26 protein-coding genes are annotated in these 25,788 nt (G+C 73.3%); 7 read left to right on the forward strand and 19 right to left on the reverse strand.

The window, feature by feature from the left end:
• Nucleotides 1-36: 36 nt before the first annotated feature.
• From OIM89_RS09365 to OIM89_RS09375, 3 genes are all read right to left on the reverse strand, one after another.
• Nucleotides 37-420, reverse strand: a complete 384-nt coding sequence (locus tag OIM89_RS09365; RefSeq protein WP_030696434.1) for a hypothetical protein — start codon at nucleotides 418-420, stop codon at nucleotides 37-39.
• A 131-nt stretch (nucleotides 421-551) separates the two neighbouring features.
• Entirely contained in the window at nucleotides 552-1,277 is a 726-nt protein-coding gene (gene rph, locus OIM89_RS09370; RefSeq protein ID WP_030696433.1) for a ribonuclease PH, read from the reverse strand.
• Nucleotides 1,278-1,387: 110 nt separating this feature from the next.
• Nucleotides 1,388-1,621, reverse strand: a complete 234-nt coding sequence (locus OIM89_RS09375) for a glucose PTS transporter subunit EIIB (protein ID WP_030696432.1) — start codon at nucleotides 1,619-1,621, stop codon at nucleotides 1,388-1,390.
• Nucleotides 1,622-1,788: 167 nt separating this feature from the next.
• Between OIM89_RS09375 and OIM89_RS09380 the strand changes: the two genes are divergently transcribed.
• On the forward strand, nucleotides 1,789-3,075 hold the full coding sequence (locus OIM89_RS09380) for a PTS transporter subunit EIIC (RefSeq protein WP_030696431.1): 1,287 nt from the start codon (nucleotides 1,789-1,791) through the stop codon (nucleotides 3,073-3,075).
• Nucleotides 3,076-3,103: 28 nt separating this feature from the next.
• On the opposite strand, the gene OIM89_RS09385 is transcribed toward OIM89_RS09380, so the two are convergent.
• From OIM89_RS09385 to clpS, 10 genes are all read right to left on the reverse strand, one after another.
• Nucleotides 3,104-3,949 carry a nucleotidyltransferase domain-containing protein gene (locus OIM89_RS09385; protein ID WP_264491143.1) on the reverse strand — a complete coding sequence of 282 codons (846 nt, stop codon included), beginning with the start codon at nucleotides 3,947-3,949 and terminating at the stop codon, nucleotides 3,104-3,106.
• Between the two features lie 209 nt (nucleotides 3,950-4,158).
• Complete coding sequence (locus OIM89_RS09390; RefSeq protein WP_047470213.1) at nucleotides 4,159-4,908, reverse strand: MBL fold metallo-hydrolase; 750 nt, start codon at nucleotides 4,906-4,908, stop codon at nucleotides 4,159-4,161.
• A 270-nt stretch (nucleotides 4,909-5,178) separates the two neighbouring features.
• On the reverse strand, nucleotides 5,179-6,129 hold the full coding sequence (locus tag OIM89_RS09395; RefSeq protein WP_030696428.1) for a PLP-dependent cysteine synthase family protein: 951 nt from the start codon (nucleotides 6,127-6,129) through the stop codon (nucleotides 5,179-5,181).
• On the reverse strand, nucleotides 6,129-6,413 hold the full coding sequence (locus OIM89_RS09400) for a MoaD/ThiS family protein (RefSeq protein WP_030696427.1): 285 nt from the start codon (nucleotides 6,411-6,413) through the stop codon (nucleotides 6,129-6,131). The genes OIM89_RS09395 and OIM89_RS09400 overlap by 1 nt, the downstream gene beginning before the upstream one ends.
• A gap of 106 nt (nucleotides 6,414-6,519) precedes the next feature.
• A complete protein-coding gene (locus OIM89_RS09405; RefSeq protein WP_003950562.1) occupies nucleotides 6,520-6,675 on the reverse strand; it encodes a hypothetical protein in 156 nt (51 codons plus the stop codon).
• 129 nt (nucleotides 6,676-6,804) lie between these two features.
• Nucleotides 6,805-7,239 (reverse strand): Mov34/MPN/PAD-1 family protein, encoded by a 435-nt coding sequence (locus tag OIM89_RS09410; RefSeq protein WP_030696426.1) that lies wholly within the window; start codon nucleotides 7,237-7,239, stop codon nucleotides 6,805-6,807.
• 100 nt (nucleotides 7,240-7,339) lie between these two features.
• Nucleotides 7,340-8,785: an amino acid permease gene (locus OIM89_RS09415; RefSeq protein WP_030696425.1), complete on the reverse strand. Its 1,446-nt coding sequence runs from the start codon at nucleotides 8,783-8,785 to the stop codon at nucleotides 7,340-7,342.
• Nucleotides 8,786-9,156: 371 nt separating this feature from the next.
• Nucleotides 9,157-10,266, reverse strand: a complete 1,110-nt coding sequence (locus OIM89_RS09420) for an ABC transporter substrate-binding protein (protein ID WP_030696424.1) — start codon at nucleotides 10,264-10,266, stop codon at nucleotides 9,157-9,159.
• A gap of 139 nt (nucleotides 10,267-10,405) precedes the next feature.
• On the reverse strand, nucleotides 10,406-11,008 hold the full coding sequence (locus OIM89_RS09425) for a DUF2017 domain-containing protein (RefSeq protein ID WP_030696423.1): 603 nt from the start codon (nucleotides 11,006-11,008) through the stop codon (nucleotides 10,406-10,408).
• Nucleotides 11,008-11,322, reverse strand: coding sequence for an ATP-dependent Clp protease adapter ClpS (clpS, locus tag OIM89_RS09430; RefSeq protein ID WP_030696422.1), 315 nt, complete (start codon nucleotides 11,320-11,322; stop codon nucleotides 11,008-11,010). Before clpS ends, OIM89_RS09425 begins: the two co-directional genes overlap by 1 nt.
• A 237-nt stretch (nucleotides 11,323-11,559) precedes the next feature.
• Here clpS and OIM89_RS09435 point away from each other — a divergent pair, with 237 nt between their 5' ends.
• The gene (locus OIM89_RS09435; RefSeq protein WP_264491776.1) at nucleotides 11,560-12,888 is read left to right on the forward strand and encodes a nicotinate phosphoribosyltransferase; all 1,329 of its coding nucleotides are present in this window, start codon (nucleotides 11,560-11,562) and stop codon (nucleotides 12,886-12,888) included.
• Nucleotides 12,889-12,995: 107 nt separating this feature from the next.
• Nucleotides 12,996-13,586 carry a nicotinamidase gene (locus tag OIM89_RS09440; protein ID WP_047470207.1) on the forward strand — a complete coding sequence of 197 codons (591 nt, stop codon included), beginning with the start codon at nucleotides 12,996-12,998 and terminating at the stop codon, nucleotides 13,584-13,586.
• Nucleotides 13,587-14,261: 675 nt separating this feature from the next.
• On the opposite strand, the gene OIM89_RS09445 is transcribed toward OIM89_RS09440, so the two are convergent.
• The gene (locus tag OIM89_RS09445) at nucleotides 14,262-14,600 is read right to left on the reverse strand and encodes a hypothetical protein (protein WP_030696419.1); all 339 of its coding nucleotides are present in this window, start codon (nucleotides 14,598-14,600) and stop codon (nucleotides 14,262-14,264) included.
• Nucleotides 14,601-14,722: 122 nt separating this feature from the next.
• Nucleotides 14,723-17,128 carry an immune inhibitor A domain-containing protein gene (locus OIM89_RS09450; RefSeq protein ID WP_030696418.1) on the reverse strand — a complete coding sequence of 802 codons (2,406 nt, stop codon included), beginning with the start codon at nucleotides 17,126-17,128 and terminating at the stop codon, nucleotides 14,723-14,725.
• 447 nt (nucleotides 17,129-17,575) lie between these two features.
• On the opposite strand from OIM89_RS09450, the gene OIM89_RS09455 reads away from it, so the two are divergent.
• Nucleotides 17,576-17,836 carry a hypothetical protein gene (locus tag OIM89_RS09455; protein ID WP_047470204.1) on the forward strand — a complete coding sequence of 87 codons (261 nt, stop codon included), beginning with the start codon at nucleotides 17,576-17,578 and terminating at the stop codon, nucleotides 17,834-17,836.
• Between the two features lie 99 nt (nucleotides 17,837-17,935).
• Here OIM89_RS09455 and OIM89_RS09460 read toward each other — a convergent pair whose 3' ends face one another.
• Both OIM89_RS09460 and OIM89_RS09465 read right to left on the reverse strand, forming a co-directional pair.
• Nucleotides 17,936-18,613 (reverse strand): RDD family protein, encoded by a 678-nt coding sequence (locus tag OIM89_RS09460; RefSeq protein WP_030696416.1) that lies wholly within the window; start codon nucleotides 18,611-18,613, stop codon nucleotides 17,936-17,938.
• Between the two features lie 79 nt (nucleotides 18,614-18,692).
• A complete protein-coding gene (locus OIM89_RS09465) occupies nucleotides 18,693-20,009 on the reverse strand; it encodes an RDD family protein (RefSeq protein ID WP_151168230.1) in 1,317 nt (438 codons plus the stop codon).
• A gap of 310 nt (nucleotides 20,010-20,319) precedes the next feature.
• On the opposite strand from OIM89_RS09465, the gene OIM89_RS09470 reads away from it, so the two are divergent.
• Nucleotides 20,320-20,796 (forward strand): SsgA family sporulation/cell division regulator, encoded by a 477-nt coding sequence (locus tag OIM89_RS09470; RefSeq protein ID WP_030696414.1) that lies wholly within the window; start codon nucleotides 20,320-20,322, stop codon nucleotides 20,794-20,796.
• A gap of 84 nt (nucleotides 20,797-20,880) precedes the next feature.
• On the opposite strand, the gene OIM89_RS09475 is transcribed toward OIM89_RS09470, so the two are convergent.
• On the reverse strand, nucleotides 20,881-22,290 hold the full coding sequence (locus OIM89_RS09475; protein WP_051727116.1) for an FAD-binding oxidoreductase: 1,410 nt from the start codon (nucleotides 22,288-22,290) through the stop codon (nucleotides 20,881-20,883).
• A gap of 112 nt (nucleotides 22,291-22,402) precedes the next feature.
• On the opposite strand from OIM89_RS09475, the gene OIM89_RS09480 reads away from it, so the two are divergent.
• The gene (locus tag OIM89_RS09480) at nucleotides 22,403-23,905 is read left to right on the forward strand and encodes a tetratricopeptide repeat protein (protein ID WP_229360013.1); all 1,503 of its coding nucleotides are present in this window, start codon (nucleotides 22,403-22,405) and stop codon (nucleotides 23,903-23,905) included.
• A gap of 90 nt (nucleotides 23,906-23,995) precedes the next feature.
• Here OIM89_RS09480 and hppD read toward each other — a convergent pair whose 3' ends face one another.
• Nucleotides 23,996-25,159: a 4-hydroxyphenylpyruvate dioxygenase gene (hppD, locus tag OIM89_RS09485; RefSeq protein WP_047470192.1), complete on the reverse strand. Its 1,164-nt coding sequence runs from the start codon at nucleotides 25,157-25,159 to the stop codon at nucleotides 23,996-23,998.
• 132 nt (nucleotides 25,160-25,291) lie between these two features.
• Here hppD and OIM89_RS09490 point away from each other — a divergent pair, with 132 nt between their 5' ends.
• Nucleotides 25,292-25,762, forward strand: a complete 471-nt coding sequence (locus tag OIM89_RS09490) for an Lrp/AsnC family transcriptional regulator (RefSeq protein ID WP_003950546.1) — start codon at nucleotides 25,292-25,294, stop codon at nucleotides 25,760-25,762.
• The last annotated feature ends 26 nt before the right edge of the window (nucleotides 25,763-25,788 follow it).

The raw sequence follows: 25,788 nt of genomic DNA on the forward strand, positions 1-25,788 counted from the left end.
CCGGCCGGCGCTTGAGGCCACCCCACCCCACGCCGACTACGGCGTGCACACCTTGGTCAGCTCGCCGGCAGCATCCACGACGGGGCTGATGTCGGGGACCTGGTCCCCCTTCTCCAGGGAGGCCCGCACGTTCCCCACGGCCGTGTCGAGGTGGTCGACGGCCTTCTTGACGTCGGCGTCCCCGGTCTCCTTCTGGATGTCGTCGACGTTCTTGTCGATCCGGTCGAGCGCCTCGGCCGCCTGCTGCGGGTCCTCGGCGGCCCCGTCGGCGGCCCGCTGGAGGTCGGCGACGGAGTCGGCTATCGCGTCGGCGGTGCGCACGCAGTCGGCCGCCTTCTCCAGCGCGCCGCATCCCAGCAGAAGGGGGACGAGCAGGGCGGCACCGGCGGTCGCGGCGGCGAGGCGGCGGCTCGTAGGCATGGGGGGTCCTCTCCCGGGCGTCGATGCGGAACCGGCCGGTGCCGGCCCGCATACGTGGGGACGCCCGGGAGGGTTCTCCGGTTGCCGTGCGACTTGGTTGTTTCTTTACCCGGTACCCGCCGGCGCGGGTCTCACTCCGCGAGGGCGGCGAGCTGCCCCTTCGTCAGGTCGGCGCAGCCGGTGGCGCCCAGGTCGAGCAGGGCGTTCAGCTCGGCGCGGTCGAAGGGGGCGCCTTCGGCGGTGCCCTGGACCTCGACGAACCGCCCGTCGCCGGTGCAGACCACGTTCATGTCGGTCTCGGCGCGCACGTCCTCCTCGTAGCAGAGGTCGAGGAGCGGGGTGGAGCCGACGATGCCGACGCTTACGGCGGCGACGGTGCCGGTCAGGGGCTTGCGGCCGGGCTTGATGATCTTCTTGCCCTGGGCCCAGGAGACGGCGTCGGCCAGCGCGACGTAGGCACCGGTGATGGCGGCGGTGCGGGTGCCGCCGTCGGCCTGGAGGACGTCGCAGTCGAGGACGATCGTGTTCTCGCCGAGCGCCTTGTAGTCGATGACGGCGCGCAGCGAGCGGCCGATGAGGCGGGAGATCTCGTGGGTGCGCCCGCCGATCTTGCCGCGGACGGACTCGCGGTCGCCGCGGGTGTTGGTGGCGCGCGGCAGCATCGAGTACTCGGCGGTGACCCAGCCCTCGCCGCTGCCCTTGCGCCAGCGCGGGACGCCCTCGGTGAAGGAGGCGGTGCAGAGGACCTTGGTGTCGCCGAAGGCGACCAGTACGGAGCCTTCCGCGTGCTTGCTCCAGCTGCGTTCGATGGTCAGGGGGCGAAGCTGGGCGGGCGTGCGGCCGTCGATGCGATCCATGGCGAGGAGCCTACGCGGTCGGCGGCGCCCGCCGCTCCCCCGGTGGCCGGCGCACGACGGCGGGGCCGCCCCGCGCTGGGGACGGCCCCGGAGGCGTACCGCTCCGCTCGCTACATCAGGTCCTCGATGTCGGCGGCGATGGGGTCGGCGTCGGTGCCGATGACGACCTGGACGGCGCTGCCCATCTTGACGACGCCGTGGGCACCCGCGGCCTTGAGCGCGGCTTCGTCGACCTTGGAGGGGTCGTGGACCTCGGTGCGCAGGCGGGTGATGCAGCCTTCGACCTCGTCGATGTTGTCGATGCCGCCGAGCGCGGCGACGATCTTCTCAGCCTTGCTGGCCATGGGGTCTCCCTCGGGGGTGTGCGGGCGCCGACCGGTCGCGACCGGTCCGGTTTGTCACGTTAGCGCACGGTTGGCCCAACTTCGCGGGCGGGGAAACCTGACGTCCCGAAGGATGGCGGTCACCAGCAGGCGACAGCGGGCCGGCCGTCCGCACAGGGAGGAAGCCGATGAGTACGGCGAACGAGGCGCTCCCCCGCAAGCGGTGGTGGAACAGCCTCTTCCAGGGCCTCCAGAAGATGGGCCGCAGTCTCCAGCTCCCGATCGCCGTCCTGCCGGCGGCCGGCATCCTCAACCGGCTCGGCCAGCCGGACGTCTTCGGCGACGAGGGACTGGGCTGGTCGGGCGTCGCCAAGGTGATGGCGGGCGCGGGCGGCGGCCTGCTCGACCCGAACATCGGGCTGCCGCTGCTCTTCTGCGTGGGCGTCGCCATCGGCATGGCGAAGAAGGCCGACGGCTCGACCGCGCTGGCGGCGGTCGCCGGCTTCCTCGTCTACTACAACGTGCTCCAGCAGTTCCCGAAGGACTGCCCGGCCGACACCAAGGACGTGCTGGCGGGGTGCCAGGCGGCGGACGGCACGGTGGTGGCGTACGAGTTCCAGAACCCCGGGGTGTTCGGCGGCATCGTGATCGGCCTGCTGGCCGCCTACTTCTGGCAGCGGTTCCACCGGACGAGGCTGGTGGACTGGCTGGGCTTCTTCAACGGGCGCCGCCTGGTGCCGATCATCATGGCGTTCGTGGCGATCGCCTTCGCCGCGATCTGCCTGTGGATCTGGCCGCCGATCGGGGACGGCCTGGAGAGCTTCAGCGACTGGCTGATCGGGCTCGGCTCGTGGGGTGCGGGCATCTTCGGCGTCGCCAACCGGGCGCTGCTGGTGATCGGGCTCCACCAGTTCCTCAACGTGCCCATCTGGTTTCAGTTCGGCAGCTACACCACCCCGGACGGCCAGGTCGTGCACGGCGACATCACCCGCTTCCTGGCGGGCGACCCGACGGCCGGCCAGTTCACCTCGGGCTTCTTCCCGATCATGATGTTCGCCCTGCCGGCCGCCGCCCTCGCCATCGCCCACTCGGCCAAGCCGCACCGCCGCAAGGAGGTCGGCGGCCTGATGCTCTCGGTCGGCCTGACCTCCTTCGTCACCGGCATCACCGAGCCGCTGGAGTACTCCTTCCTCTTCATCGCCCCGGTCCTCTACGTCATCCACGCCCTGCTGACCGGTGTGTCGATGGCGGTGACCTGGGCCTTCGGCGTCCACGACGGCTTCAGCTTCTCGGCGGGCCTGATCGACTACGTCATCAACTGGGGCCTGGCGACCAAACCCTGGCTCATCATCCCGATCGGCCTCGTTTTCGCCGTCGTCTACTACGTGGTCTTCCGCGTCCTCATCACCAAGCTCGACCTGAAGACCCCGGGCCGGGAGGACGAGGAGGAGGTCGAGGACACCACCAAGGCGTAACCCCGCCCCCTCCCCCGGCCTTCCGGCGTCAGTCCCGGTCGAGGAGCACGGCGATCCGCGCGTGCAGTGCCTCCGGCACCGGTGTCCCCCACCGGCCGTGCGCCTCGGCGGCCAGCTCCCGCGACCACTGCCAGGAGGCGCGGGCGGCGGCGCGCAGGGCGGCCGCCTCCAGCGGGGCGGTGGTGGCGGTGTACCGGGCGAGGTCGGCGGCGGGCAGGTCCTGTTCCGCGGCGCGGCTCGGGGTGAGCCAGTGGTCGGTGCTCCCGCGCAGCAGGCGGCAGAGCTTGAGCTGGAGCGGGGCGACCGTGGTGTGCAGCAGGTGGTGGGCGCGGGCGTCCTCGCGGCGGGCGAGGAGGTGGGCGAGCATCAGCGTCCAGTTGGCCAGCTCGCCGGTGAGGTGGGCGGCGCTCTCCACCGGTTCGGGGGCGAGCGGCGCGGTGAGGCGGGCGGCGGCCTCGGCGAGCCGCCCGGTGCGGTCGAGGAGGACGGCGGCGTCCGGGTCGGGCAGGTGGACCATGCCCTGCCAGCCCTCGACGGCCGCGATCCCGGCCCCGGCCTCCTCGAAGTGGAACTCGCCCCGCATCAGGTCGTCGTCGAAGACCACCGCGAAGACGCCGAACTGGTTGGTGTGGGCGAGCGCCAGCGGACCGAGCGCCCGCAGGAAGCCGGGCCCGTCGAAGGTGCCGGCGTGCCCGTCACCGAGGAAGAGGTACGCCTCGATGTCGGAGTACGCGTCGGCCTCCCCGGTGGTCCAGGAGCCGTAGAGGAGGACGCCTTCGAGCCGGGGGTCGGCGTGCGCGGCCTGCCGCAGCAGGGCGACGCGGGCGTCGAGGGCCGGGGAGGCGGAGGGGCGGGGTGCGGGTGTGCGGGCCATGGCGATGCTGCTCCTGAGCTGAGTACCGGAAGGTCGCGGACGCGGAATCGGCGGCGCTCCGCCCGGCCCCCTCGCGTACGGGGAGCGGCGGTGTGCGCGGCCGGTGCGGCGCGATCAGCTCACGGAGATGCCCATGGGCGGGAGCGTAGAGGAAGGACAGGGCGGCCGCCAGGTGGTTTCCCGGGGGCCGCCCTTCCGGAGGGGTCGCCTCAGACCGTGTACGTGACGCCGGGTTCGGCCAGTGCGGCCGGGCCGTCGTAGACCTCGCGGGCGTCGGCGAGGTTGGTGCGCGGGTCGGTCCACGGCGGGATGTGGGTGAGGAGCAGCCGGCCCACCCCGGCGCGCTGGGCGGACTCGCCCGCCTCGCGGCCGTTGAGGTGCAGGTCGGGGATGTTCTCCTTGCCGTGCGTGAACGCCGCCTCGCAGAGGTAGAGGTCGGTGCCGGCCGCGAGGGCGTCGAGCTCGGCGCAGGGGCCGGTGTCCCCGGAGTAGGTCAGCGACCGGCCGTCGTGCTCGACGCGGATCGCGTACGCCTCGACGGGGTGCGGGACGCGGACGGTGCGGATGCGGAAGGGGCCCAGGTCGAAGGCGTCTTCCTTGAGGGTGCGGAAGTCGAAGACCTCCGGCATGTGTTCGGCGGAGCTGTCGCCGTAGGCGGTGATGAGCCGCTGCTGCGTGCCTTCGGGGCCGTACACCGGCAGCGCGTCGCAGGGGCCGTCCCCGTGCCGGTAGTACCGGGCGACGAAGTAGGCGCACATGTCGATGCAGTGGTCGGCGTGGAGATGGCTGAGGAAGACCGCGTCGAGGTCGTAGAGACCGGTGTGGCGCTGCAGCTCGCCGAGGGCGCCGTTGCCCATGTCGAGGAGCAGCTGGAAGCCGTCGGCCTCTACGAGGTAGCTCGAACAGGCCGATTCCGCGGACGGAAACGACCCGGAGCAGCCGACGACGGTGAGCTTCATGGAGCTGGAACCTCCGCGCTGTCTGATACGGACCGGGGGGTCGTGCGGGTCCGTCGAGACTACGGGCCGAAAGGGGCGCGAGGTCCCACGCGTCGGCCGGTTGTGGGCCAACTCACCTGGCGTGTCACCGGTTCGGAGTGCGGCGGGAGCGCGGGTTCGGACGGTGTGCGGACCGGTCCTGCCCGGGCGTGGCGCGGCGGCGGAATGGGGGTGCGGACACACGTACGGCCGGGCTCCACGAGGGAGCCCGGCCGGGGTGGCGGAGGGGGATCAGGCCCAGAGCTGGCCGTGCAGGGTCTCGATCGCCTCTTCGGTGGTGGCGGCGGTGTAGACGCCGGTGGAGAGGTACTTCCAGCCGCCGTCGGCGACGACGAAGACGATGTCGGCGCTCTCGCCGGCCTTGACGGCCTTGCGGCCGACCCCGATGGCGGCGTGCAGGGCGGCGCCGGTGGAGACCCCGGCGAAGATGCCTTCCTGCTGGAGCAGTTCCCGGGTGCGGCTGACCGCGTCGGCCGAGCCGACCGAGAAACGGCTGGTGAGGACGGAGGCGTCGTACAGCTCGGGGACGAAGCCCTCGTCGAGGTTGCGCAGCCCGTAGACCACGTCGTCGTACCGGGGTTCGGCGGCGACGATCGCGACCTCGGGCTTGTGCTCGCGCAGGTACCGGCCGACGCCCATCAGGGTGCCGGTGGTGCCGAGCCCGGCCACGAAGTGGGTGACCGAGGGGAGGTCGGCGAGGATCTCGGGGCCGGTGGTGGCGTAGTGGGCGCCGGCGTTGTCCGGGTTGCCGTACTGGTAGAGCATGACCCAGTCCGGGTGCTCGGCGGCCAGTTCCTTGGCGACCCGGACGGCGGTGTTGGAGCCGCCGGCGGCCGGGGAGGAGACGATCTCCGCGCCCCACATGGCGAGCAGGTCGCGCCGTTCCTGGGAGGTGTTCTCCGGCATGACGCAGACGATGCGGTAGCCCTTGAGCTTGGCCGCCATGGCGAGCGAGATGCCGGTGTTGCCGCTGGTCGGCTCCAGGATGGTGCAGCCCGGGGTGAGCCGGCCGTCCTTCTCGGCCTGCTCGACCATGTGCAGGGCCGGGCGGTCCTTGACGGAGCCGGTGGGGTTGCGGTCCTCCAGCTTCGCCCAGATCCGCACCGAGTCCGAGGGCGAGAGCCTCGGGAGCCGGACCAGCGGGGTGTTCCCGACGGCCGCGAGCGGGGAGTCGTAGCGCATCAGAGCGCCGCGGAGCCGCCGGCGACGGCCGGGAGGATGGTGACGTTGTCCCCGTCGGCGACCTTGGTGTCGATCGAGTCGAGGAAGCGGACGTCCTCGTCGTTCAGGTAGACGTTGACGAAGCGGCGGAGCTGGTCGCCGTCGACGATGCGCTCCTTGATCCCCGGGTGCCGCGTCTCCAGGTCGTCGATCAGCTCGGCCAGCGTGGTGCCGCTGCCTTCGACGGCCTTGGCGCCGTCGGTGTAGGTGCGGAGGATGGTCGGGATGCGGACCTCGATGGCCATGGCGTGGGCTCCTGTCGTGGAGTGGGTACGGCGTGCGTGCGCGGCTCGGCTGCACGGGGGTGCCCGGCGGGGCGCGGGGGCCGCGGCTCGGGCGGTCGGGGCGGGATCAGCCCTGACAGATGGTGCTGGTGATCCGGCACAGGTCGACGTGCAGGCGCTGACTGGCTCCGCGTCCGAAGGCTCCCAGGAGGAGGGTGGAGGCGGAGCACAGTGCGGTGGGCGCCGTGCCCTGCGTCCTGTCGCTCACGTCATGGGGAACCATGCGGTCATCGTATCGATTCCCGCACCGTGTTCCGCAGCTCCGTCTTGACTGGCGGACGGTTTGCGGCCGCATGACGGACAGACCGGAGGAGCAGGACGCCCGGCGCCTCGCGCGCGCCCGCGAACGGCCTCAGCCGGCGGCCGGGTACTCCGCCACCACCTGCACGTCTTCCTCCGTGATCTCACCGTCCACGATCCGGAACGAGCGGAACTGGAAGGGGCCCGCGTCGTCGGTGTCGGCGGTCGAGACGAGGACGTAGTGGGCGTTCGGCTCGTTGGCGTAGGTCACGTCGGTACGCGAGGGGTACGCCTCGGTGGCGGTGTGCGAGTGGTAGACGATCACCGGCTCCTCGTCCCGGTCGTCCAGCTCCCGGTAGAGCTTGAGCAGGTCCATCGAGTCGAACTCGTAGAAGGTGGGGGACCTGGCGGCGTTGAGCATCGGGATGAACCGCTCGGGCCGGCCGCTGCCCGCCGGGCCGGCCACGATGCCGCATGCCTCGTCGGGGTGGTCGGCGCGCGCGTGGGCGACGATCTGGTCGTGGAGGGCCTGGGTGAGGGTCAGCATGGGCCCAGGATAAGCAGACGGGCCCGCCCGTACCGAGGGGTGGTACGAGCGGGCCCGCATGGTGGACAGAGGGTGTCCGGCACCTGGCCGGGGCCCGCCGTCAGCGCTTGGCGAAGGCCGCGTTCTGCGGGTCGCGGGCGCGCAGCACCCGGTAGGAGACGAGCAGGATCGCCGCCCAGAGCGGGGCGCAGTACAGCGAGATCCGGGTGTCCGGGTCGATGCCCATCATCACGACGACCAGCGCCAGGAAGAGAAGCGCGAACCAGCTGGCGAACGGCGCCCCCGGGGCCCGGAACGAGGAGACCGGCAGCTCGCCGCGGTCGGCCTTGGCCCGGTAGCGGATCTGGCAGACCAGGATCATGACCCAGGCCCACATGCCGGAGATGGTGGCGAAGGACACCACGTAGTTGAAGGCTTCACCGGGCCACTGGTAGTTGATCCAGACGCCGACCATCATCAGCGCCGCCGAGAAGGTGGTGCCGACCAGCGGGGTGCCGCTGCGGGTGAGGCGGGTGAAGAACTTCGGGCCCTGCCCGTTGAGGGCGAGGTCGCGCAGCATCCGGCCGGTGGAGTACATGCCGGAGTTGCAGGAGGAGAGCGCCGCCGTCAGCACGACGAAGTTGACGATGGCGGCGCCGACGCCGAGCCCCATCTTCTCGAAGGCCGCGACGAACGGGCTGATGCCGGGCTGGAACTCCGTCCAGGGCACCACCGAGAGGATCATGACGAGCGCGCCGACGTAGAAGACCGCGATGCGCCACGGCACGGTGTTGATCGCCTTGGGCAGCGTCTTCTCCGGGTCCTTGGACTCGCCGGCGGTGACGCCGACCAGCTCGACCGCGAGGAAGGCGAACATGACGATCTGGAGCGTCATCAGCGTGCCGCCGATGCCCTCCGGGAAGAAGCCGCCCTGGTTCCAGAGGTGGGCGACGGTGGCGGTGTCCCCGGCGTCGGAGAAGCCCAGCGTCAGGATGCCGACGCAGATCAGGATCATGCCGACGATGGCGGTGACCTTGACCATGGAGAACCAGAACTCCAGTTCGCCGAAGATCTTCACGGAGATCAGGTTGGCCCCGTAGAGGATGATCGTGAACAGGAGCGCCGAGACCCATTGCGGGACGTCGAACCAGTACGTCATGTACTGGGCGGCGGCGGTCACCTCGGTGATGCCGGTGACCACCCAGAACAGCCAGTAGGTCCAGCCGGTGACGAACCCGGCGAACGGGCCGATGAACTCGCGGGCGTACTCCGAGAAGGAGCCGGAGACCGGCCGGTACATCAGCAGCTCGCCCAGGGCGCGCATGATGAAGAAGATGACGAGGCCCGCGATGGCGTAGGCCAGGATGAGGCTGGGGCCGGCCTTGGAGATGGCCTTGCCCGCACCGAGGAAGAGGCCGGTGCCGATGGCCCCGCCGATGGCGATCATCTGGATCTGGCGGGCGCCGAGGCCCCGCTGGTAACCCTCGCCGCCGTGCGGCGTGGACGGGCCGCCTCGCCCGGGGCCCGGCTCTCCGTCGCTGACGGTGTCGACCTGAGTCGAGGACATGGTGGTGCGCCTTTCTCCGCCGGGCCGTGGCCTTCCGTCGGCCGTGACCCGGGTCCCGATCCCCCCGGATGTGGATGTGGAGTACCGCCCACCGGGGTCCGCCGGCGGGGACGCGCCCACGAGAACAGGGGTGGCGTCCGCGTGGGTGGTCGTGAAGGTCTACCACGCGGAAGCTTTCATTCCACTTGGCGGTCTGTGACCCGGTCCACAAACAGAAGGGGACATTCCGCCTGCCGGACGGCATAGACGGCCGGGCCTTTGACGGCATCGTTATGCGGATTTGGGAGTCCGTTGAGCGAACAGCGGGCCACGCGCGACAGCCTCCGGAAGGCGCTCCCGGACCTCCGGCAGCCAGGCCCCGCCTTGCGGGCTCAGCCTTGGTGGAGTACGCGGAACCGCCCCGGCTCCGCCGGGTCCCGGTCGGCCACCTGGACCGGCGGCCACGCCCACTGCCGCACCCCGATCCCCGCCACCCGGGAGAACCGGATCTCGCCCCGGGTGCCCGCGACCGCCCCGTCCTCCCAGGCCCGGACCACGTCCGCCCGCCCGGTCCCGTACGTCCGCAGCGCCTCGGCGAGGACGGCCACGGTGTCCCACCCCTCGTAGGCGACGAAGGAGGGTTCCTCACCCAGCCGCGCCCGCAGCGCCTCGCCGAGGCGGACGGCCTGCGGACCGGGCCGCTCGGGCAGGTAGCGCAGGAAGGGGACCCCGGCGCCGTCGGCGCCCAGCGCCGCGAGCCAGCCGGGGAACTCCGGCTGTCCGGCCGGGGCCCCGATCAGCACCCCGTCGAGCCGCCGGTCGGCGCGGACGGCACGGACCAGCGGGACCGCCGGTTCCGGGGTCCCGGCGAGCAGCAGGAGCGCCGTGGCGCCGTCCTCGGCCAGCGCGTCGCACAGCTCCCCGGGGGTGAGCGCGTCGGCGTCCAGCTCGGTGACGGTGCCGCCCCGCTGCCCGAGATGGTCGCGGAGGATGCGGGTCCCGGTCTCCCAGTAGAGGCTCGCCTGCCGGGCCACGGCGATCCGGCGGTGGCCCGCCGCCAGGAGGAAGCCGGCGTAGCTCCGCCAGCCGTGCGACTGTGCCGGGGCGAGCCGCGCGACCCACGCGGCCGGCTCCTCGGTGAGCGCGTCGAGCACCGCCGAGGAGCAGAGGAACGGCACCCCGAGCGCCTCGGCCCGGACGGCGGCGGCCCGGGCGACGACGCTGTGGTACTCCCCCGCCACGGCGGCGACCTCCAGCCCCGCCAGCTCCTCGACGGCCGCCTCGGCCCGCCCCGGGTCTGCCGCGGTGTCCCGCACCAGCAGCTCCAGCGGCCGGCCGCCGATCCCGCCGGCCGCGTTCACCTCGTCCACCGCCAGCTCAAGGCCGGCGAGCAGATGGCGGCCCGCCTCGGTCCAGCCGGGGCGGGTCAGGGGGACGAGGGCGCCGAGCGGAACGGGCGGCCCGCTCCCGGGCGTGGCGTCGGACGGCGGCGGCGGTGACATGTGCACGGGCGGGCCCCTCCCCTGGGAACGCAGTCGCGCGCCCCCTGGCGCGCGCCCCTCCGCGCCATTGCAGCGGCGCCGGGCGCGGGGTTCAACCGATTACCACCGGTCGACCCCCACGCCCGGCGTCCGGAGTGGTTCAGTCGCCCGCCATGAGCGTCTCGATCAGGCTCTCCTGGAGGCCCGCCAGCCACAGCTGGGCGATGACCATGGGCTTGCGCGGGTCGGAGTCCGGGAGCTGGAACAGCTCGTCGGTGTCGGACTCGTCGCGCAGGTCGAGCCGGGCCGCGATGGCCAGGCGCAGGTCGTTGAGGGCGCCGATCCACTGGCGGGACTGGTCGGGGGCCAGCTCGACGGTGCCGCCGCCCTCGCTGTCGACCGGGACGGCGTCGAGGGTGCGGACGACCAGCAGGGCGGTCTCGCGCTTGGCGGCCCGCAGGTCGTTCTCGGTGAAGCGGCGGAACTCGGCCGAACGGGCCCGCAGCTCCTCGGCCTCCTGCGCGGTGGCGGCGGTGGCCGGGTCGGCGTACGCGTCGGGGAAGAGGCGGCGCAGGACCGGGTCCGTGGGCGCCTCGCTCGGGCCCTCGGCGAACAGCTCGGCGAGCGGGTCGTCGCCGAGGTGGTCGTCGCCGGGACCGATCAGCTCCAGGAGCTGCACCGCCAGCGAGCGGATGATGGAGATCTCGACGGCGTCGAGGGTGGCCGCGGCGCCCTTCTCGGTGGGCTCGAAGTACCCGGCCATCAGGCGCGGTCCTGCTGGAGGGTGGCCCAGAGTCCGTAGCCGTGCATGGCCTGCACGTCGCGCTCCATCTCCTCGCGGCTGCCGCTGGAGACTACGGCGCGCCCCTTGTGATGGACGTCGAGCATCAGCTTGTTGGCCTTCTCCTTGGAGTACCCGAAGTACGCCTGGAAGACGTAGGCGACGTAGCTCATCAGGTTCACCGGGTCGTTGTGGACGATGGTGACCCAGGGCAGGTCGGGTTCGGGTACGGCGAAGGTCTCCTCCGCCGCTGCGGGTTGCTCGGTCTCTGCGGGCGACACACTCACCCTGCCCATGCTGCCATCCGGGGCGCGCGGGCGCACAAACGGCGGGGCCCGTAGGGTTCCGCGCCGCGGTGGCGGACCCCGACCTGGAAATCGTCATACTGACGTTAAGTGGGGTAGCATCCAGCCGTGCCCGCCGCTGTGGCGGTCGTCGGCCGCACCCGGAAATGCGAGGTTGTCCCCGTGAGCACTGCGGAACCCAGGAACACGGCACCCGGTGGCCGCCCGGCCCGGACCGGCGAGGACGCGCTGCGGCTGCCGGTCGAGGTGCCGTCCACGGCCCTGTTCACCGACCACTACGAGCTGACGATGCTCCAGGCGGCCCTCGCCGCCGGCACCGCCGACCGCCCGTGCGTCTTCGAGGTCTTCACCCGCAAGCTCCCCGAGGGCCGCCGGTACGGCGTGCTCGCCGGGGTCGGCCGGGTCCTGGACGCCGTCGAGCACTTCCGCTTCGAACCGGCCCAGCTCGACCACCTCCGCACCCACGGCGTCGTCGACGAGGCCACCCTCGCCTACCTGGCCGGCTACCGCTTCAGCGGCATCATCTCCGGCTACCCGGAGGGCGAGGTGTACTTCCCCGGCTCCCCGGTGCTGCGGGTCGAGGGCGCCTTCGCCGAGTGCGTCCTGCTGGAGACGGTGATCCTCTCCATCCTCAACCACGACTCGGCCATCGCCGCCGCCGCCTCCCGGATGTCCTCGGCGGCCGCCGGGCGGCCCCTCATCGAGATGGGGGCGCGGCGCACCCACGAACTGGCCGCCGTCGCCGCCTCCCGGGCCGCGTACATCGGCGGCTTCACCACCACCTCCGACCTGGCCGCCGGGTTCCGCTACGACATCCCGACCACCGGGACCAGCGCCCACGCCTTCACCCTCCTGCACGACAACGAGCGGGACGCCTTCGAGGCCCAGGTGGCCGCGCTCGGACGGGGCACGACGCTGCTGGTCGACACCTACGACGTCCAGGAGGCCGTCCGCACCGCCGTCGAGGTGGCCGGGCCGGAGCTGGGCGCGGTCCGGATCGACTCCGGGGACCTGCTGCTCGTCGCCCACCGGGTCCGCGACCAGCTCGACCGGCTCGGGGCGCGCGACACCCGGATCGTCGTCACCTCCGACCTCGACGAGTACGCCATCGCCTCGCTGGCCGCCGCGCCGGTGGACGCGTACGGGGTCGGGACCCAGCTCGTGACCGGCAGCGGGCACCCCACCTGCTCCATGGTCTACAAACTGGTGGCGCGGGCCCGCTCCACCGAGCCCGGGGCGCCGCTGGAGCCGGTGGCCAAGAAGTCGCTGGGCGGGAAGAGCTCGCTGGGCGGGCGGAAGTGGGCGGCCCGGCGCCGGGACGCCGAGGGGGTCGCCGAGGCCGAGGTGGTCGGGACCGGCCCGGTGCCGGCGGAGCTGGCCGACGCGCAGCTCCTGGTCGAGCTGGTGCGCGACGGTGAGGTGGTCGGGCGGGAGCCGATGGACGTGGCGCGCGAACGGCACGCCGCCGCGCGGGCCGCGCTGCCGCTCTCCGCCACCCAGCTCTCCAAGGGCGAACCGGTCATCCCGACCGAGTACGTGGCCCCGCAGCCGGGCTGAGGCCGCCCCGGCCCTGCCGAACCGGGCCGCCGGTGCCTACGCTCGACAGTGAGAGCCGCCGCCCCGCCCGCACCGTCCGTATCCGATCCGCCACCGAAGGGCACGCCATGCGCCGCGCACTGATCGTCGTCGACGTCCAGAACGACTTCTGCGAGGGCGGCAGCCTCGCCGTCACCGGCGGGGCGGAGGTGGCCGCCGCGATCACCGAGCACCTCGACGGGCCCGGGCGGGAGCTCTACGACCACGTCGTCGCCACCCGGGACCACCACATAGAACCGGGCGACCACTTCTCCGCCCGGCCCGACTTCCGGGACTCCTGGCCGGTGCACTGCGTGGCCGGGACCGAGGGGGCCGGGTTCCACCCCGCCTTCGCGCCCGCCCTGGTCTCCGGGGCGGTCGAGGCCGTCTTCGACAAGGGGGCGTACTCGGCCGCCTACAGCGGGTTCGAGGGGGTCGACGAGAACGGGGTCGGCCTTGCCGACTGGCTCCGGGAACAGGGGGTCACCGATGTCGACGTGGTCGGGCTCGCCACCGACTACTGCGTGCGTGCCACGGCCCTGGACGCCCTCGCCGCGGGGTTCGGCACCCGCGTCCTCCTCGACCTCGCGGCCGGGGTCGCCCCCGACTCCGTCGCCACCACCGTCACCGAACTCCGCGAGGCGGGGGCTGCCCTCACGGGCAAGCTCGCCCAGGCCTGAGCGATGTGGCTGCGCCGCTGCTGGGGACCGGTTGCTGCCCGTACCGGTCACTGATTGGCCTCAAACGCCGGCCGGGCTATGAGGGTCGCGGTTCCTCCGGCACGGGGGTGGGGCGGGGCCGCGCCGGGGTACCTCCTCACAAACTGCATGGTGCGGGGTGAGTTGGAGCATGGCGGCCTCGTGTGCAGTTTGCTGCGGGGGCACCCCGACACGACCCCACCCCACGGTCTCGTACGCGGCCAACCGCCGGAGGGCGGAAGAGGCCGTCACCCATACCGGGCCTCTCCACAACAACCACCGTCGTCGGTCTCGCTCGCCACAAAGATCAATCGGGGACGGTCTGGCTTTTCCCCCACCCACCGGCGGGACGACGCCGACGAAACGGAAGGGCGGGGACGGGTCGGGGTGCCCCCGCAGCAAACTGCACACACGGCCGCCATGAAGCGACTGACCCCGCACCATGCAGTTTGTGAGGAGGTACCCCGGCCCGGCCCCGCCCGACCCAGACGGCGAACGAACCGCGACCCTCACAGCCCGGCCGGCGTTTGAGGCCAGTCGGTGACCGGCACGGTCGGGACGGAGCCCGGCAAACACCAGCCCGGCCGACGCTTGAGGCCATCTTGGACCGGCGCGGGCAACAACCGGGCACCCCCAGTAGCGGCGCAGCCAAGCGTCTCAGGCGAGCAGCGCCCGGATCGGGCGCCAGAGTTCCGGTGGGCGGGAGACGGTGAGGTCGGCCGAGGGAGCGGGGGCCGCGGTGCGCCATATGAGGCCGTCGGGGTGGTGGAGGACGGCCGTGATCTCGTCCGGGGTCGGGGGCGCCGCGTTCCCCCGGAGGTAGACGGCCCGCAGCCCGAGGTTACGGAGCCGGGTCAGGGCCCGGGCCCTGTTCTTGGCATGGACGAGCACCCGCACCCGCTGCTCACCCCGCCCGCCCCCGGGCATCGGCGCGGGCAGACTCAGCGCGACGACGACACTCCCCCCCGGCATCCGGACAAATCCACCTGCGGCCATCCCTCAGCTCACCCCCGTGAGAAGTCGTGTCAATAAGACGGTCACGGGTGCATCTAAGCGCGATCGGCCGCCGCCCGCTAGAGGGCGACGGCCGACAAGGCGCTGACCTGCGGTTTCGCGGGCTACTTCAGCGAGGGCCCGACCTTCACCGTGATCGTCTTGCCGCTCAGCGGCTCCTTGGTGATGCTGATCCGGGTGTTGGTGTCAGTGACCTTGACCGACCCGGTGGGGTTGGCCGCGTCGTAGTAGCGCCCGGGGAACCCGTCGTCGAAGACGGGGATGCCGAGCTTCGGCTTGACCTTGGCGGGCTTGCCGTCCTGGTGGAGGGTGAAGCCCTGCGTCGGGTACCAGCTGAAGGGCGCGTCGTACGCCTGGACGCGGTTGCGCATGATCGTTCCGTCGGCCCACTTCTCGGCCTTCGGGTGGGCGTCGATGGGCAGCACGCGGCCCTCACCGGGGTGGACGCCGGTGTTGTTGTCCTTCTGGGAGGTGTCCCACAGCCAGATCAGCAGGCCGTTCTGGTAGGGGAAGTGCTCGACCCAGTCGGGGCGCGTCGAGGTCCAGCCGAAGTTGTACGGGCCCGTCTTCAGCGTGGTGTCGTAGCTGACGTACTGGCGGTTCTCGGCGATGTAGTACTGCGGGTAGTCCTGGGTGAAGGAGGCACCGATGCGCTGGAAGCCCTTGGCGGTCCAGCCGTTGTCGCCGTCCTCGGCGCCGTCGGCGAACAGCTCCTCGCCGTCGGCGGTCAGGGAGATCGCGTCGGCGGCGAAGCCGGGCTCGGCCAGGCCGCCGTCGGTCTGGTAGCGGAAGCGCAGCTCGATCTGCTGGCCGGCGTAGGCGTCCAGCGGGAAGGAGAGGGCGCGGTAGCCGTCGGAGACGCCGTGCAGGGCGGGGGTGTCGCCGCCGTCGCGGGGCAGCGGCTTGCCGTCGACGGTGCCGTCGAGCGCGGTCCAGTTGGCGCCGCCGTCGGTGGAGACCTCGGTGTAGAGGAAGTCGTAGTTCTCCTCGATGTTCCACCAGCCCTTGAGGTCCAGGGTGGCGGCGGACCTGCCGGTGAGGTCGACCGGGCGGGTCAGGGTGTTCTTGAGGTCGTCGCCGCTGTCGGACCACCACTGGGCGGAGCCCTCGGCGGGCTCGGTGATGGTGGTGGTGACTTCCTTCTCGGGCAGCTCGACCACGAGGGCCTGCTTGTCCTTGGTGTTGTACTCGGCGACGCCCAGCTTGTGCGTCGACCTGGTGCCCGCCTTGGCGGTCGCGTAGTCGAGCCAGCCCAGCTGGAGCTTGTCCCAGGCGGTCATGTCGCCGGGCAGGTTGCCGATCTCGGTCTTGCCGGTGCCGAGCCAGGAGCCCGAGGACATCAGCGACCAGAAGGCGGTGGAGTTCTCGCCGGCGCCGCTGGTGTCGTAGTGGTCGGGCAGGCCGAGGTCGTGGCCGTACTCGTGGGCGAAGACGCCGAGGCCGCCGTTCTCGGGCTGGACGGTGTAGTCGCCGACCCAGATGCCGGTGTCGCCGATCTGGGCGCCGCCCGCCTTGTTGCCGGCCGGGCCGGTCTTGCCGGCGTCGGTGCCGTACGCGTACCAGCGGTGGGCCCAGATGGCGTCGGTGCCCTGGGCGCCGCCGCCCGCGGACTCGTCCTCGCCGGCGTGGACGATCTGGAAGTGGTCGATGTAGCCGTCGGGCTCGTTGAAGTCGCCGTCGCCGTCGAAGTCGTAGCGGTCCCAGGTGTCGTACCGGGCCAGCTGCTCCTTGATCTCGGCGTCGGAGCGGCCGGCGGCCTTCTGGTCGGCGGCCCACTGGTTGACACCGTCGCGGACGACGTCCCAGACGTTGGCGCAGTTGGTGTCGCCGCAGTAGTTGGAGCCGTAACGGGCCTCGTTGTAGTCGACCTTGACCCAGTCGGTGACCTCGCCGTCGACCGAGTAGCGGCCCGAGGACTGCTTCTCGTAGTACTTCTTGACGGACTCCTTGTTCTTCTCCGTGGAGAAGTACAGGTCCTGGAAGTGGTCGCGGGAGAAGTCCGCCTTCCAGTCGGTGGAGTTGTCGTTCTTCCGGTCGGGCTCGGCGATCTGGTTGTGCAGCGGGCCGGGCTCGCCGCCGTACTTGACGACGGGCTCCTCGGGGCCCTCGGGGCCGTCCGGGTCGTACATCGTGGTGTCGTCGACCTTGTCGCCGAACTCCACGAGGATGGTGAAGATCTGGTCGGTCTTCTCCCGGCCCAGCTCGACGTACTTGCCGTCGTCGAGGCGCAGGACCCGGGAGCCGTCGCGCTGGCTGGCCTTCTTGTCGCCCGATATGAGCTGACGCAGGGCCTCGCCGCGCTGCTTCTCCTGCTTCTCGCTGAACGGGCCTTCGAGGTTGTGCTCGACGTGGCCCTTGGCGGGCGCCGGGTCGCGGCGCTCGACGGCCTGGTCGTCTCCGGCCGGGCGGTCGGCTGCCTGTGCGGTGCCGACCGCTGCGGTCGTCGCGCCTATCGCGGCGATGGCCACGCTCAGGGCGGTGGCCCTGAAGGCTCTGCGATGTCTGCTCACGTGTGCGCTGTCCTCCCGAGAGGCCGGGCGCCGGGGACTGCGGCCTGCTGCCGCGTCTCCGCCCGGCACGGAACACAAGTGACGACATTCGACCGGAGTGGCGGGAGAAAAGACAGGTCTTGACTTGAACAGGTCAATAACGTTATGCGGAGCGCCGGTTGGCGGGAGCGGACACCCGGGCGGCGGCCGACTGTACGGCCGTGCGCCACCGGGGCGCCAGCCTTCCGCACCCGGTGACCCCGTGCGCCCCCACGTGCCTCACCGCCGAAGTGCCGGGCGGCTTACCGGCCTTGGGCGTGGGGCATCGCCTCCCTTGAGGCCGACCACGGCCCGGCCCGGCCGCCCGGTGCCCCACCCGCGCGGCCGGCCGCACCAACGTCCCGTGCCACCCCGCCTCCCGAGGGCCGGGGTGGCACGACACCCCCGAGACGCCCAGGACGGTCCGCCATGGCTCGCCCCACCCCCGCCCAGTACGCCACCGGCACGGCCACCGTGGTCCTTGCCACGCTCGCCCTGCTGCTGCTCACCGGGACGACCGGCGGGGCGGGGGTGGCGCTGATCGCCGCCGCCGCGCTCGGCCTCGGGCTCGGCGCCGCCTGCGCGGTGCCCCGGGCACGCCCCGTCGCCCCGGCCGGTACGCGCGGCGAGGCCGTCCGGCGCCACGCCGGGGTGGCCCTGCCCGGCGGGGAGCGGGGGTTGCGGGGCTGAGCGGGCGAGCACGCGAAAGGTCCCGGCCGGGCTCCCTGGGGAGCCCGGCCGGGACCTGGTGCGCCGCCGCCGCGCGGCCTGCCGTATGCGGGCCGCCGGTCAGCCGGTGGTGACCTCGACCGTCTTCGCCGCCTTGTCGTGCAGCCCCTGCTTGTACGGCCGGTCGAAGAAGCTCCAGCCGCCGCAGATGATGGTCCAGATGCAGGCACAGCAGAAGGCGAACGGCAGCCAGAGGACCACGGCGCGGATCAGGGAGGTCTGCATGCTGGGCGTCGCGCCGTTGCTCAGGTCGGCGACGCGCAGGTGCAGGAGGCGCTTGCCGACGGTCTGGCCGGTGCGGGCGGTGAGGATCGTGTCGTAGCCGATGTAGAGGATGGCGGCGATCAGGGACTGGCCGAAGGACTTGCCGGCGTCGATGTTGTCCACGTCCGAGTCCCAGGTGCCGACACTGAAGAGCAGCGACAGCAGCCAGACCACGACGCCGACGATGATCATGTCGATGATCCGGGCCAGCACGCGCTTGCCGCTCGGCGCCAGCGGCGGCATGCCCGCCAGCGGGTCACCGCCGTACGGGCCGCCGCCCCCGGCCGGGCCGTAGGGGCCGCCTCCGCCGGGGGGCGGCGGGTTGTCGTACGGGTTGCCGCCGTACGGGCCGCCCCCGCCACCGCTCGGCGGGGGCGGGTCGTAGGGGCTGCCGCCGCCGGACGGGGGCGGCTTGCGGAACGGGTCGTCGTCCGGCGAGTTGCCGGACCCGGGGGGCGGCGGTTCGGTCGTCATGGGCCGAGTCGACCGCGCCCCGGGTCCCCCCGCATCCGCCGGGGAGCCGTCCGGGGGAGGCGGCGGGGCCGGATTGCGCCTATCGGGCGACGAAGGTGCGGGCCGCCTTGTCGTGCCAGCACTGGCGCCAGGGCCGGTCGAAGAGGCACCACAGGACACCGACCACGCCGACCACCAGCAGCCCGGGCACGCTGTACACCAGCCAGCGCTTGAGCGCCGCCCCGAAGGTGGGGGCGTCGTGCTCCTCGATGTCCTGGACGCGCAGCCCGAACAGCTTCTTGCCGAGGGTGCGGCCCCACTTGGCGGTGGGCAGCGCCTCGTAGACGACACCGAAGAGGAGGAGGACGGCGAGGACCGCGGCGAGGTACCCGGCGGTGGTGCCGTCCAGCAGCCAGACGGTGACGGTACGTCCGGAGAGCTTGGCCGCCTCGATCTTGGCGTCGAGGTGGTCGCGGGCGGCCGAGGTCAGGGGTACGGCCGCGGCAGCGGTGACGGCGCCGACCACCAGGGTGTCGACGAGCCGGGCGGCCAGCCGCCGCCCCAGTCCGGCCGGGCGGGCGGCGGCCTGGGCGCGGGCGGCGGCGAGGAACGGGTCCTCGACGGGCGGTTTCCAGGGGACCACCGGGACGTTCTCGTCGGACCGGGCGGGAGCGGCCGGGGCAGCCGGTGCGGGCGGCGCCGGGGGCTGCTGGGCCCAGCCGGGCTGGGCCGGGGCCGGCTGCTGTACCGGTGCCGGGGCCGGCGCCGGCGCGGGCCGGGGCTGGGGCACGACCGGGGCGGCGGGCTGTTCGGGGGCGGGGGTGCGGGGCAGGGCGCGCATCGGCAGGGTGCCGGGGTCCTGGCGCGGGGCGGGGGTGGTGGGTGCGGCCGGGGCCGAGGTGCCGCGCGGGTCGACCGGGGCCTGGGCGAGGCCGGAGGGTCCGGCGGGGTCGGCGGCCTCGCGGCGGGCGGCCGGGGTGACGGGGCCGGGCGGGCGCCGGAAGGTCAGGGTTCCCTCGACGGGCTTGGCGGGGGCGGCGGGCTCGCCGGTGCGCGGGTCGGGGACGGCGGGGTCCGGGCCGCCCCAGGAGACGCGGTGGTCCGGGGCGCCGCCGAAGCCGGACTGGCGGGCGGGGTCGGCGCCCCAGGCGCTGTCGCGGGCCGGGCCCTCGGCGCTGGGGGCGGCCGGGTCCTCGTCGAGGAAGACGGGGCCGGTCTCCTCGGCGGGCGCCGGGGTGGCGGGGACGGAGCCCGGGGGCGGTGCGGGCAGGGGTTCGCCGGCGGCGGGGGCCGGGCGGCTGGTGCCGGGGACCCAGGAGGCGCCGTTCCAGTACCGGATGTAGCCGGGGATGGACGGGTCGGGGTAGTAGGCCGGGCTGGGCCTGTCGTCACCGGGTGCCGGGGTTGGGGCGCTCATGGTCCGTCGTCCCGTATCTGTTCGGGGGTGTTGTGGTGGCGTCCACATTTATCAGAACTCCCCTGTCCGGCGGGCCGGTGTGCGCGGACCGGTCCGCTCGCGGGCGGCGCCGGGCACCGTACGGAGGGGGCTTCGCGGACGGTCGCGGGGGCGGCGGAAAAAAATCTCCGCCGAAGTCGCGTAATGCCCGGCATCGGGCGCGCTCTCGCCTGGTGACGGACCGTCCGGCGGCCCTGCGGGGGCAGGCGGACGGCAGGACGTCCGGCCCTCGGGGGACGGACTTTGCGGGAGAGCTGAGGAGCGCACCGAGATGAACACCGTTGTGGAACGCGAGCTGGAACTGCGGCTGGTCCTTTCGCCCGAGCGGAGCATCGCCGTACCGGCGCGGCTGGTGTACGCGGCGGCCGATCCGTTCGCGGTGAGTGTCACCTTCCACCTGGGTTCGCAGAACCCGGTGCACTGGACCTTCGCCCGGGAGCTGCTGGTGGAGGGGGTGTTCCGGCCCTGCGGCCACGGGGACGTGCGGATCTGGCCGTCGAAGGTGGGCGGGCGCAACGTCCTGCTGATGGCGCTGAGTTCGCCGGACGGGGACGCGCTGCTCCAGGCGCCCTCGGTGGCGGTCTCGGCCTGGCTGGAACGCACCCTGGCCCTGGTGCCGCCGGGCACGGAGCACGAGCGGCTGGAGATGGACGCGGGGCTCGCCCGGCTGCTGGAGCCCGCCCCGGCGGACGACCTGTGGCGCGGCGACCCGTGGTCGGAGGAGGCGCCCGGGCCGGACGGTGAGTGACCCCGGCCCGCCCCTCCTCCGCGTCAACCCGACGCGCCGTACGTCTCTTCGGCGCGCCGGGTTGACGCGGAGGAGGGCGGCGGGTCAGAAGAGCTTGCCGGGGTTGAGGAGGCCGAGCGGGTCGAGGGCGGCCTTGAGCGAGCGCTGCACCTCGACGCCGGTGGGCCCGAGTTCGCGGGCGAGCCACTCCTTCTTGAGGACGCCGACGCCGTGTTCGCCGGTGATGGTGCCGCCGAGTTCCAGGCCGAGCGCCATGATCGCGTCGAAGGACTCGCGGGCGCGGCGGGCCTCGTCGGCGTCGGAGGCGTCGAAGCAGACGGTGGGGTGGGTGTTGCCGTCCCCGGCGTGGGCGCAGACGCCGATGGTGAGGTCGTACCGGCCGGCGATCTCCTCGACGCCTTCGAGGAGTTCGGCGAGGCGGGAGCGGGGGACGCAGACGTCGTCGATCATCGTGGTCCCCTTGACCGCCTCCAGGGCGACCAGCGACATCCGCCGGGCGGCCAGGAGGAGTTCGGACTCGGCCTCGGTCTCGGCGGGGACCACGCCGGTGGCTCCCGCGGCCTCGCAGAGGGCGCCGACGGCGGCGAGGTCGGCCGCGGGGTCGGGGGTGTCGAAGGCGGCGAGCAGCAGCGCCTCGGTGGTCTCCGGCAGGCCCATGCGGGCCATCGCGTTGACGGCGCGGACGGTGGTGCGGTCCATGAGTTCGAGCAGGGACGGGGTGTGCCCCTCGGCCATGATCCGGCAGACGGCGTCCCCCGCGGCGGCGGCCGAGGGGAACTCGGCGGCCAGCGCGAGCTGCTTCGGCGGGCGGGGCTTGAGGGCGAGGACGGCCTTGACGACGACGCCGAGGCTGCCCTCGGAGCCGACGAAGAGCCGGGTGAGGTCGTACCCGGCGACGCCCTTGGCGGTGCGGCGGCCGGTGGTGAGGAGGCGGCCGTCGGCGAGGACCACGTCGAGGCCGAGGACGTACTCGGCGGTGACCCCGTACTTGACGCAGCACAGGCCGCCGGAGGCGGTGCCGATGTTGCCGCCGATGGTGCAGGTCTCCCAGGAGGAGGGGTCGGGCGGGTAGCTGAGGCCGTGTTCCTCGACGGCGCGGGAGAGGACCGCGTTGACGACGCCGGGTTCGGTCACGGCGATGCGGTTGACCGGGTCGATCTCCAGGACGCGGTCCATCTTGACCAGGGAGAGGACGAGGCAGCCGTCGACGGCGTTGGCGGCGCCGGAGAGTCCGGTACGGGCCCCCTGCGGGACGACCGGGACGCGGAAGGCGGTGGCGGTCCGCATGACGTGCTGCACCTGTTCGGTGGTGCGGGGCAGCACGACGGCGGCGGGTTTGCCGGCCTCGCAGAAGCTCGCCATGTCGTGGGCGTAGGCGGCGGTGACGTCGGGGTCGGTAAGGACGGCTCCGGCGGGCAGGCCCTCGCGGAGCCGGTCCAGGAGTGCGGTGGGGCCGGTGGGTGCGGGCGGCGCTGCGGCGGGGGGCGCGGGCATCTGCGGCTCAGGCATGGGCACAGGGTGGCACCGGCGGCCAATCGTGTGAACCCGTCGGCGACCAGCGGCTTGAGTGGCGGTGCGATCGTCGTACTGGCGCACAGTGTGCGGCATGGACAGGGAGACAGGGCGGCCCGGGACAGGGCTGCGGACGGGCCCCCGCACGCCGCCGGCCGGGGTGGCGCGCGCCCCGCGCCCGCGCCTGCCGCAGGGGGTGCCGGGCACTCCCCCGCCTCCTGCCGCGCGCCGTCCGCGCCGCCGGGGGCTGCGCCTGTCGGCGGCCGTCGGCGCCGGCCTGCTGCTGGCGGGCGGCGGGGTCGTCGCCGTGGACCGGCTCGGCCAGGACCGGGCCACCCTCACCCCGCCCGCCCCGGCCGAACGTGCGCTGGCCGCCGCCGAGGCGGGGCGCCCCGCCGCCCTGGCCGACCTGGCGGCGCTGATCGGTGAGCGGCAACAGCGGGTACGCCGCGAGCCGGCCGACCGGGCCTCCTGGGCGGTGCTGGGCGCCGCCCTCGCCGAACGCGCCGCGCGCTCCGGCGCCCCGGGCGCGTACACCGAGGCCGAACGCGCCCTCCAGCGCGCCCTGGCGCAGGGCGGCACGCCCGACGTGCGGGCACTGACGGGGCTCGCGGTGCTGGCGGCGGGGCGGCAGGACTGGGCGGGGGCGGTCCGTTGGGGCGAGGCGGCGCGAGACCGGGCGCCGGGGCGGGCGGCGGCGTACCGGGTGCTGCTGGAGGCGTACCCGGGGACGGGTGACGCCCAGGGCGCGGACCGGGCGCTGGAGCGGCTGCGGGAGGTGCGGCCGGGTCCGGTGGCGGAGGTGGCGGCGGCCTGGGTGCACCGGGAGCGCGGCTGGCGGGAGGACGCGGAGGCGACCGTGCACGACGCGGCGGCCCGCGCGGCGACCCCGGCCGAGCGGGCCGCCGCCCTGGCCCGCGCCGGTGACCTGGCCTGGGAGCGGGGCGAGGCGGAGACGGCGCTGGCCCGGCACGAGGCGGCGCTGCGGGCCGAGCCGGAGCACGACGGGGCGGCGGCCGGGCGGGCCCGCGCGCTGGCCGGGCTCGGCCGGATCGAGGAGGCGCTGAGGGCGTGGGCGCGGGCCCGGGCGGCGGCGCCGCGCCCCGGGTACGCCGTGGAGTCGGGCGAACTGCTGCTGGCGCTGGGCCGCTCCGGCGAGGCGGCCGACCACTTCGCGCTCGCCCGGCACCAGGCGGCGGCCCTGGCCCGGGACGGCGTACGGCAGGAGTTGGCGCTCGGGCGGCTGGAGGCGGACCACGGGGACCCGGCCGAGGCGGTGCGGCTGCTGGGCGACGAGCACCGGCGCCATCCGGGTCCGGCGGCGGCCGGCGCCCTCGGGTGGGCGCTGCACCGGGCCGGGCGGTCCGCGGAGGCGCTGCCCCGGCTGCGGGCAGCGGTGAAGGACGGGCCGAACACCGCGCTGCCCGCCTACCGCCTGGGCATGGTCCACCTGGCCCTGGGCGAGCCGGGCGCGGCCCGGCGGCAGTTGGCCCGCGCCCTGCGGCTGGCCCCGGAGTTCTCGCCGCTCCACGCCGAGCGGGCGCGCCGGGAGCTGGCGGCGCTGGGTGAGCCGCCCTGGGGACCGCCGCCCGCGTGACGCGACCGGTCCGGGGACGCCGACGGCCCGCCTCCCGTCGCGCGGGTGGCGGGCCGTCGCCCCCCGTCGGGGCCTGGTCCGGGTCCTTGGTCAGAGGTTGCCGCGGCGCTCCTGCTCGCGCTCGATCGCCTCGAAGAGGGCCTTGAAGTTGCCCTTGCCGAAGCCCATCGAGCCGTGCCGCTCGATCATCTCGAAGAAGACGGTCGGCTTGTCCTGGACCGGCTTGGTGAAGATCTGGAGCAGGTAGCCGTCCTCGTCGCGGTCGACCAGGATCTTCAGCTCGCGCAGGGTCTCGACGGGCACCCGGGTCTCGCCGGCCCACTCGCCGAGCGTGTCGTAGTACGAGTCGGGGGTGTCGAGGAACTGGACGCCGGCGGCGCGCATGGTGCGCACGGTCTGGACGATGTCGTTGGTGGCGAGGGCGATGTGCTGGACGCCGGCGCCGCCGTAGAACTCCAGGTACTCGTCGATCTGGGACTTCTTCTTGGCGATGGCGGGCTCGTTGATCGGGAACTTGACCTTGAGCGTGCCGTCGGCGACCACCTTCGACATGAGGGCGGAGTACTCGGTGGCGATGTCGTCGCCCACGAACTCCTTCATGTTGGTGAAGCCCATGACCTTGTTGTAGAAGGCCACCCACTCGTTCATCTTGCCGAGTTCGACGTTGCCCACGCAGTGGTCGATGGCCTGGAAGGTGCGCTTGGCCGGCGGGGCGACGATCGGCTCGGCGGCGACGTAACCGGGCAGGTAGGGGCCGGAGTAGCCGGAGCGCTCGACCAGGGTGTGGCGGGTCTTGCCGTAGGTGGCGATGGCGGCGAGGACGACGGTGCCGTGCTCGTCCTTGACCTCGTGCGGCTCCTCCAGGCCGGTGGCGCCGTGCTCGACGGCGTAGGCGTAGGCCGCGCGGGCGTCCGGGACCTCGATGGCGAGGTCGACGACGCCGTCGCCGTGGGCGGCCACGTGGCTCTCCAGGAAGGCGCCGTGCTCGGTGCTGGCCTTGATGACGGAGGTGAGGACGAACCGGGCCCCGCCGTTCTCCAGGACGTAGGAGGCGGTCTCGCGGCTGCCGTTCTCCGGTCCGGAGTAGGCGACGAGCTTCATCCCGAAGGCGGAGGAGTAGTAGTGGGCGGCCTGCTTGGCGTTGCCGACCGCGAAGACCACGGCGTCCATTCCCTTGACGGGGAACGGGTCGGCCTCGCGCGCGGTGGTGGGGGCGGACTGGGGGGCCTGGGGGTTCGTCGATGTCGCTGCCATGGCCGCAGCTTCGCCCCGTTCCGCAAGGTGCGCAATAGTTCGCGAAAGTACTGGGCAAGGTGTCCGGTGACCCGCCAGTATGGGCGGCTCATCTGTACAGGATGACCATGCGGAACTGGGGAGGGTGGCCTGATGGGCATCGACGAGCTGGACGGGCGGCTGATCGTGCTGCTGGCGCGGGAGCCGCGGATAGGGGTGCTGGAGGCGTCCCGGAGGCTGGGGGTGGCGCGCGGCACGGTGCAGTCGCGGATGGACCGCCTTCAGTCGAACGGAGTCATCCGAGGCTTCGGCCCGGACGTCGACCCGGCGGCCCTCGGCTACCGCGTCACGGCCTTCGCGACGCTGGAGATCCGCCAGGGCCAGGGCCCGGACGTACGGGCGCACTTGGCGCAGGTCCCGGAGGTGCTGGAGCTGCACACCATCACCGGCGAGGGCGACATGCTGTGCCGCCTGGTGGCCCGCTCGAACGGCGATCTCCAACGGGTGATCGACCGGGTTGTGGGTTTTGATGGCATCGTCCGGGCCGCCACGGCGATCGTGATGGAGAACCCGGTGCCGCTGCGCGTCATCCCCCTGGTGGAGCAGGCGGCCCGGGAGACCTGAGCGCGACCGCTCCCGAAGCGAAGGGC

Source organism: Streptomyces sp. BI87 (assembly GCF_025957665.1).
GTDB classification, from domain to species: Bacteria; Actinomycetota; Actinomycetes; order Streptomycetales; family Streptomycetaceae; genus Streptomyces; species Streptomyces albidoflavus.

Coding starts and splice junctions, on each gene's coding strand:
- OIM89_RS09365 (WP_030696434.1), bottom strand. CDS start 420: ATGCCTACGAGCCGCCGCCTCGCCGCCGCGACCGCCGGTGCCGCCCTG.
- rph (WP_030696433.1), bottom strand. CDS start 1,277: ATGGATCGCATCGACGGCCGCACGCCCGCCCAGCTTCGCCCCCTGACC.
- OIM89_RS09375 (WP_030696432.1), bottom strand. CDS start 1,621: ATGGCCAGCAAGGCTGAGAAGATCGTCGCCGCGCTCGGCGGCATCGAC.
- OIM89_RS09380 (WP_030696431.1), top strand. CDS start 1,789: ATGAGTACGGCGAACGAGGCGCTCCCCCGCAAGCGGTGGTGGAACAGC.
- OIM89_RS09385 (WP_264491143.1), bottom strand. CDS start 3,949: ATGGCCCGCACACCCGCACCCCGCCCCTCCGCCTCCCCGGCCCTCGAC.
- OIM89_RS09390 (WP_047470213.1), bottom strand. CDS start 4,908: ATGAAGCTCACCGTCGTCGGCTGCTCCGGGTCGTTTCCGTCCGCGGAA.
- OIM89_RS09395 (WP_030696428.1), bottom strand. CDS start 6,129: ATGCGCTACGACTCCCCGCTCGCGGCCGTCGGGAACACCCCGCTGGTC.
- OIM89_RS09400 (WP_030696427.1), bottom strand. CDS start 6,413: ATGGCCATCGAGGTCCGCATCCCGACCATCCTCCGCACCTACACCGAC.
- OIM89_RS09405 (WP_003950562.1), bottom strand. CDS start 6,675: ATGGTTCCCCATGACGTGAGCGACAGGACGCAGGGCACGGCGCCCACC.
- OIM89_RS09410 (WP_030696426.1), bottom strand. CDS start 7,239: ATGCTGACCCTCACCCAGGCCCTCCACGACCAGATCGTCGCCCACGCG.
- OIM89_RS09415 (WP_030696425.1), bottom strand. CDS start 8,785: ATGTCCTCGACTCAGGTCGACACCGTCAGCGACGGAGAGCCGGGCCCC.
- OIM89_RS09420 (WP_030696424.1), bottom strand. CDS start 10,266: ATGTCACCGCCGCCGCCGTCCGACGCCACGCCCGGGAGCGGGCCGCCC.
- OIM89_RS09425 (WP_030696423.1), bottom strand. CDS start 11,008: ATGGCCGGGTACTTCGAGCCCACCGAGAAGGGCGCCGCGGCCACCCTC.
- clpS (WP_030696422.1), bottom strand. CDS start 11,322: ATGGGCAGGGTGAGTGTGTCGCCCGCAGAGACCGAGCAACCCGCAGCG.
- OIM89_RS09440 (WP_047470207.1), top strand. CDS start 12,996: ATGCGCCGCGCACTGATCGTCGTCGACGTCCAGAACGACTTCTGCGAG.
- OIM89_RS09445 (WP_030696419.1), bottom strand. CDS start 14,600: ATGGCCGCAGGTGGATTTGTCCGGATGCCGGGGGGGAGTGTCGTCGTC.
- OIM89_RS09455 (WP_047470204.1), top strand. CDS start 17,576: ATGGCTCGCCCCACCCCCGCCCAGTACGCCACCGGCACGGCCACCGTG.
- OIM89_RS09460 (WP_030696416.1), bottom strand. CDS start 18,613: ATGACGACCGAACCGCCGCCCCCCGGGTCCGGCAACTCGCCGGACGAC.
- OIM89_RS09465 (WP_151168230.1), bottom strand. CDS start 20,009: ATGAGCGCCCCAACCCCGGCACCCGGTGACGACAGGCCCAGCCCGGCC.
- OIM89_RS09470 (WP_030696414.1), top strand. CDS start 20,320: ATGAACACCGTTGTGGAACGCGAGCTGGAACTGCGGCTGGTCCTTTCG.
- OIM89_RS09475 (WP_051727116.1), bottom strand. CDS start 22,290: ATGCCCGCGCCCCCCGCCGCAGCGCCGCCCGCACCCACCGGCCCCACC.
- OIM89_RS09480 (WP_229360013.1), top strand. CDS start 22,403: ATGGACAGGGAGACAGGGCGGCCCGGGACAGGGCTGCGGACGGGCCCC.
- hppD (WP_047470192.1), bottom strand. CDS start 25,159: ATGGCAGCGACATCGACGAACCCCCAGGCCCCCCAGTCCGCCCCCACC.
- OIM89_RS09490 (WP_003950546.1), top strand. CDS start 25,292: ATGGGCATCGACGAGCTGGACGGGCGGCTGATCGTGCTGCTGGCGCGG.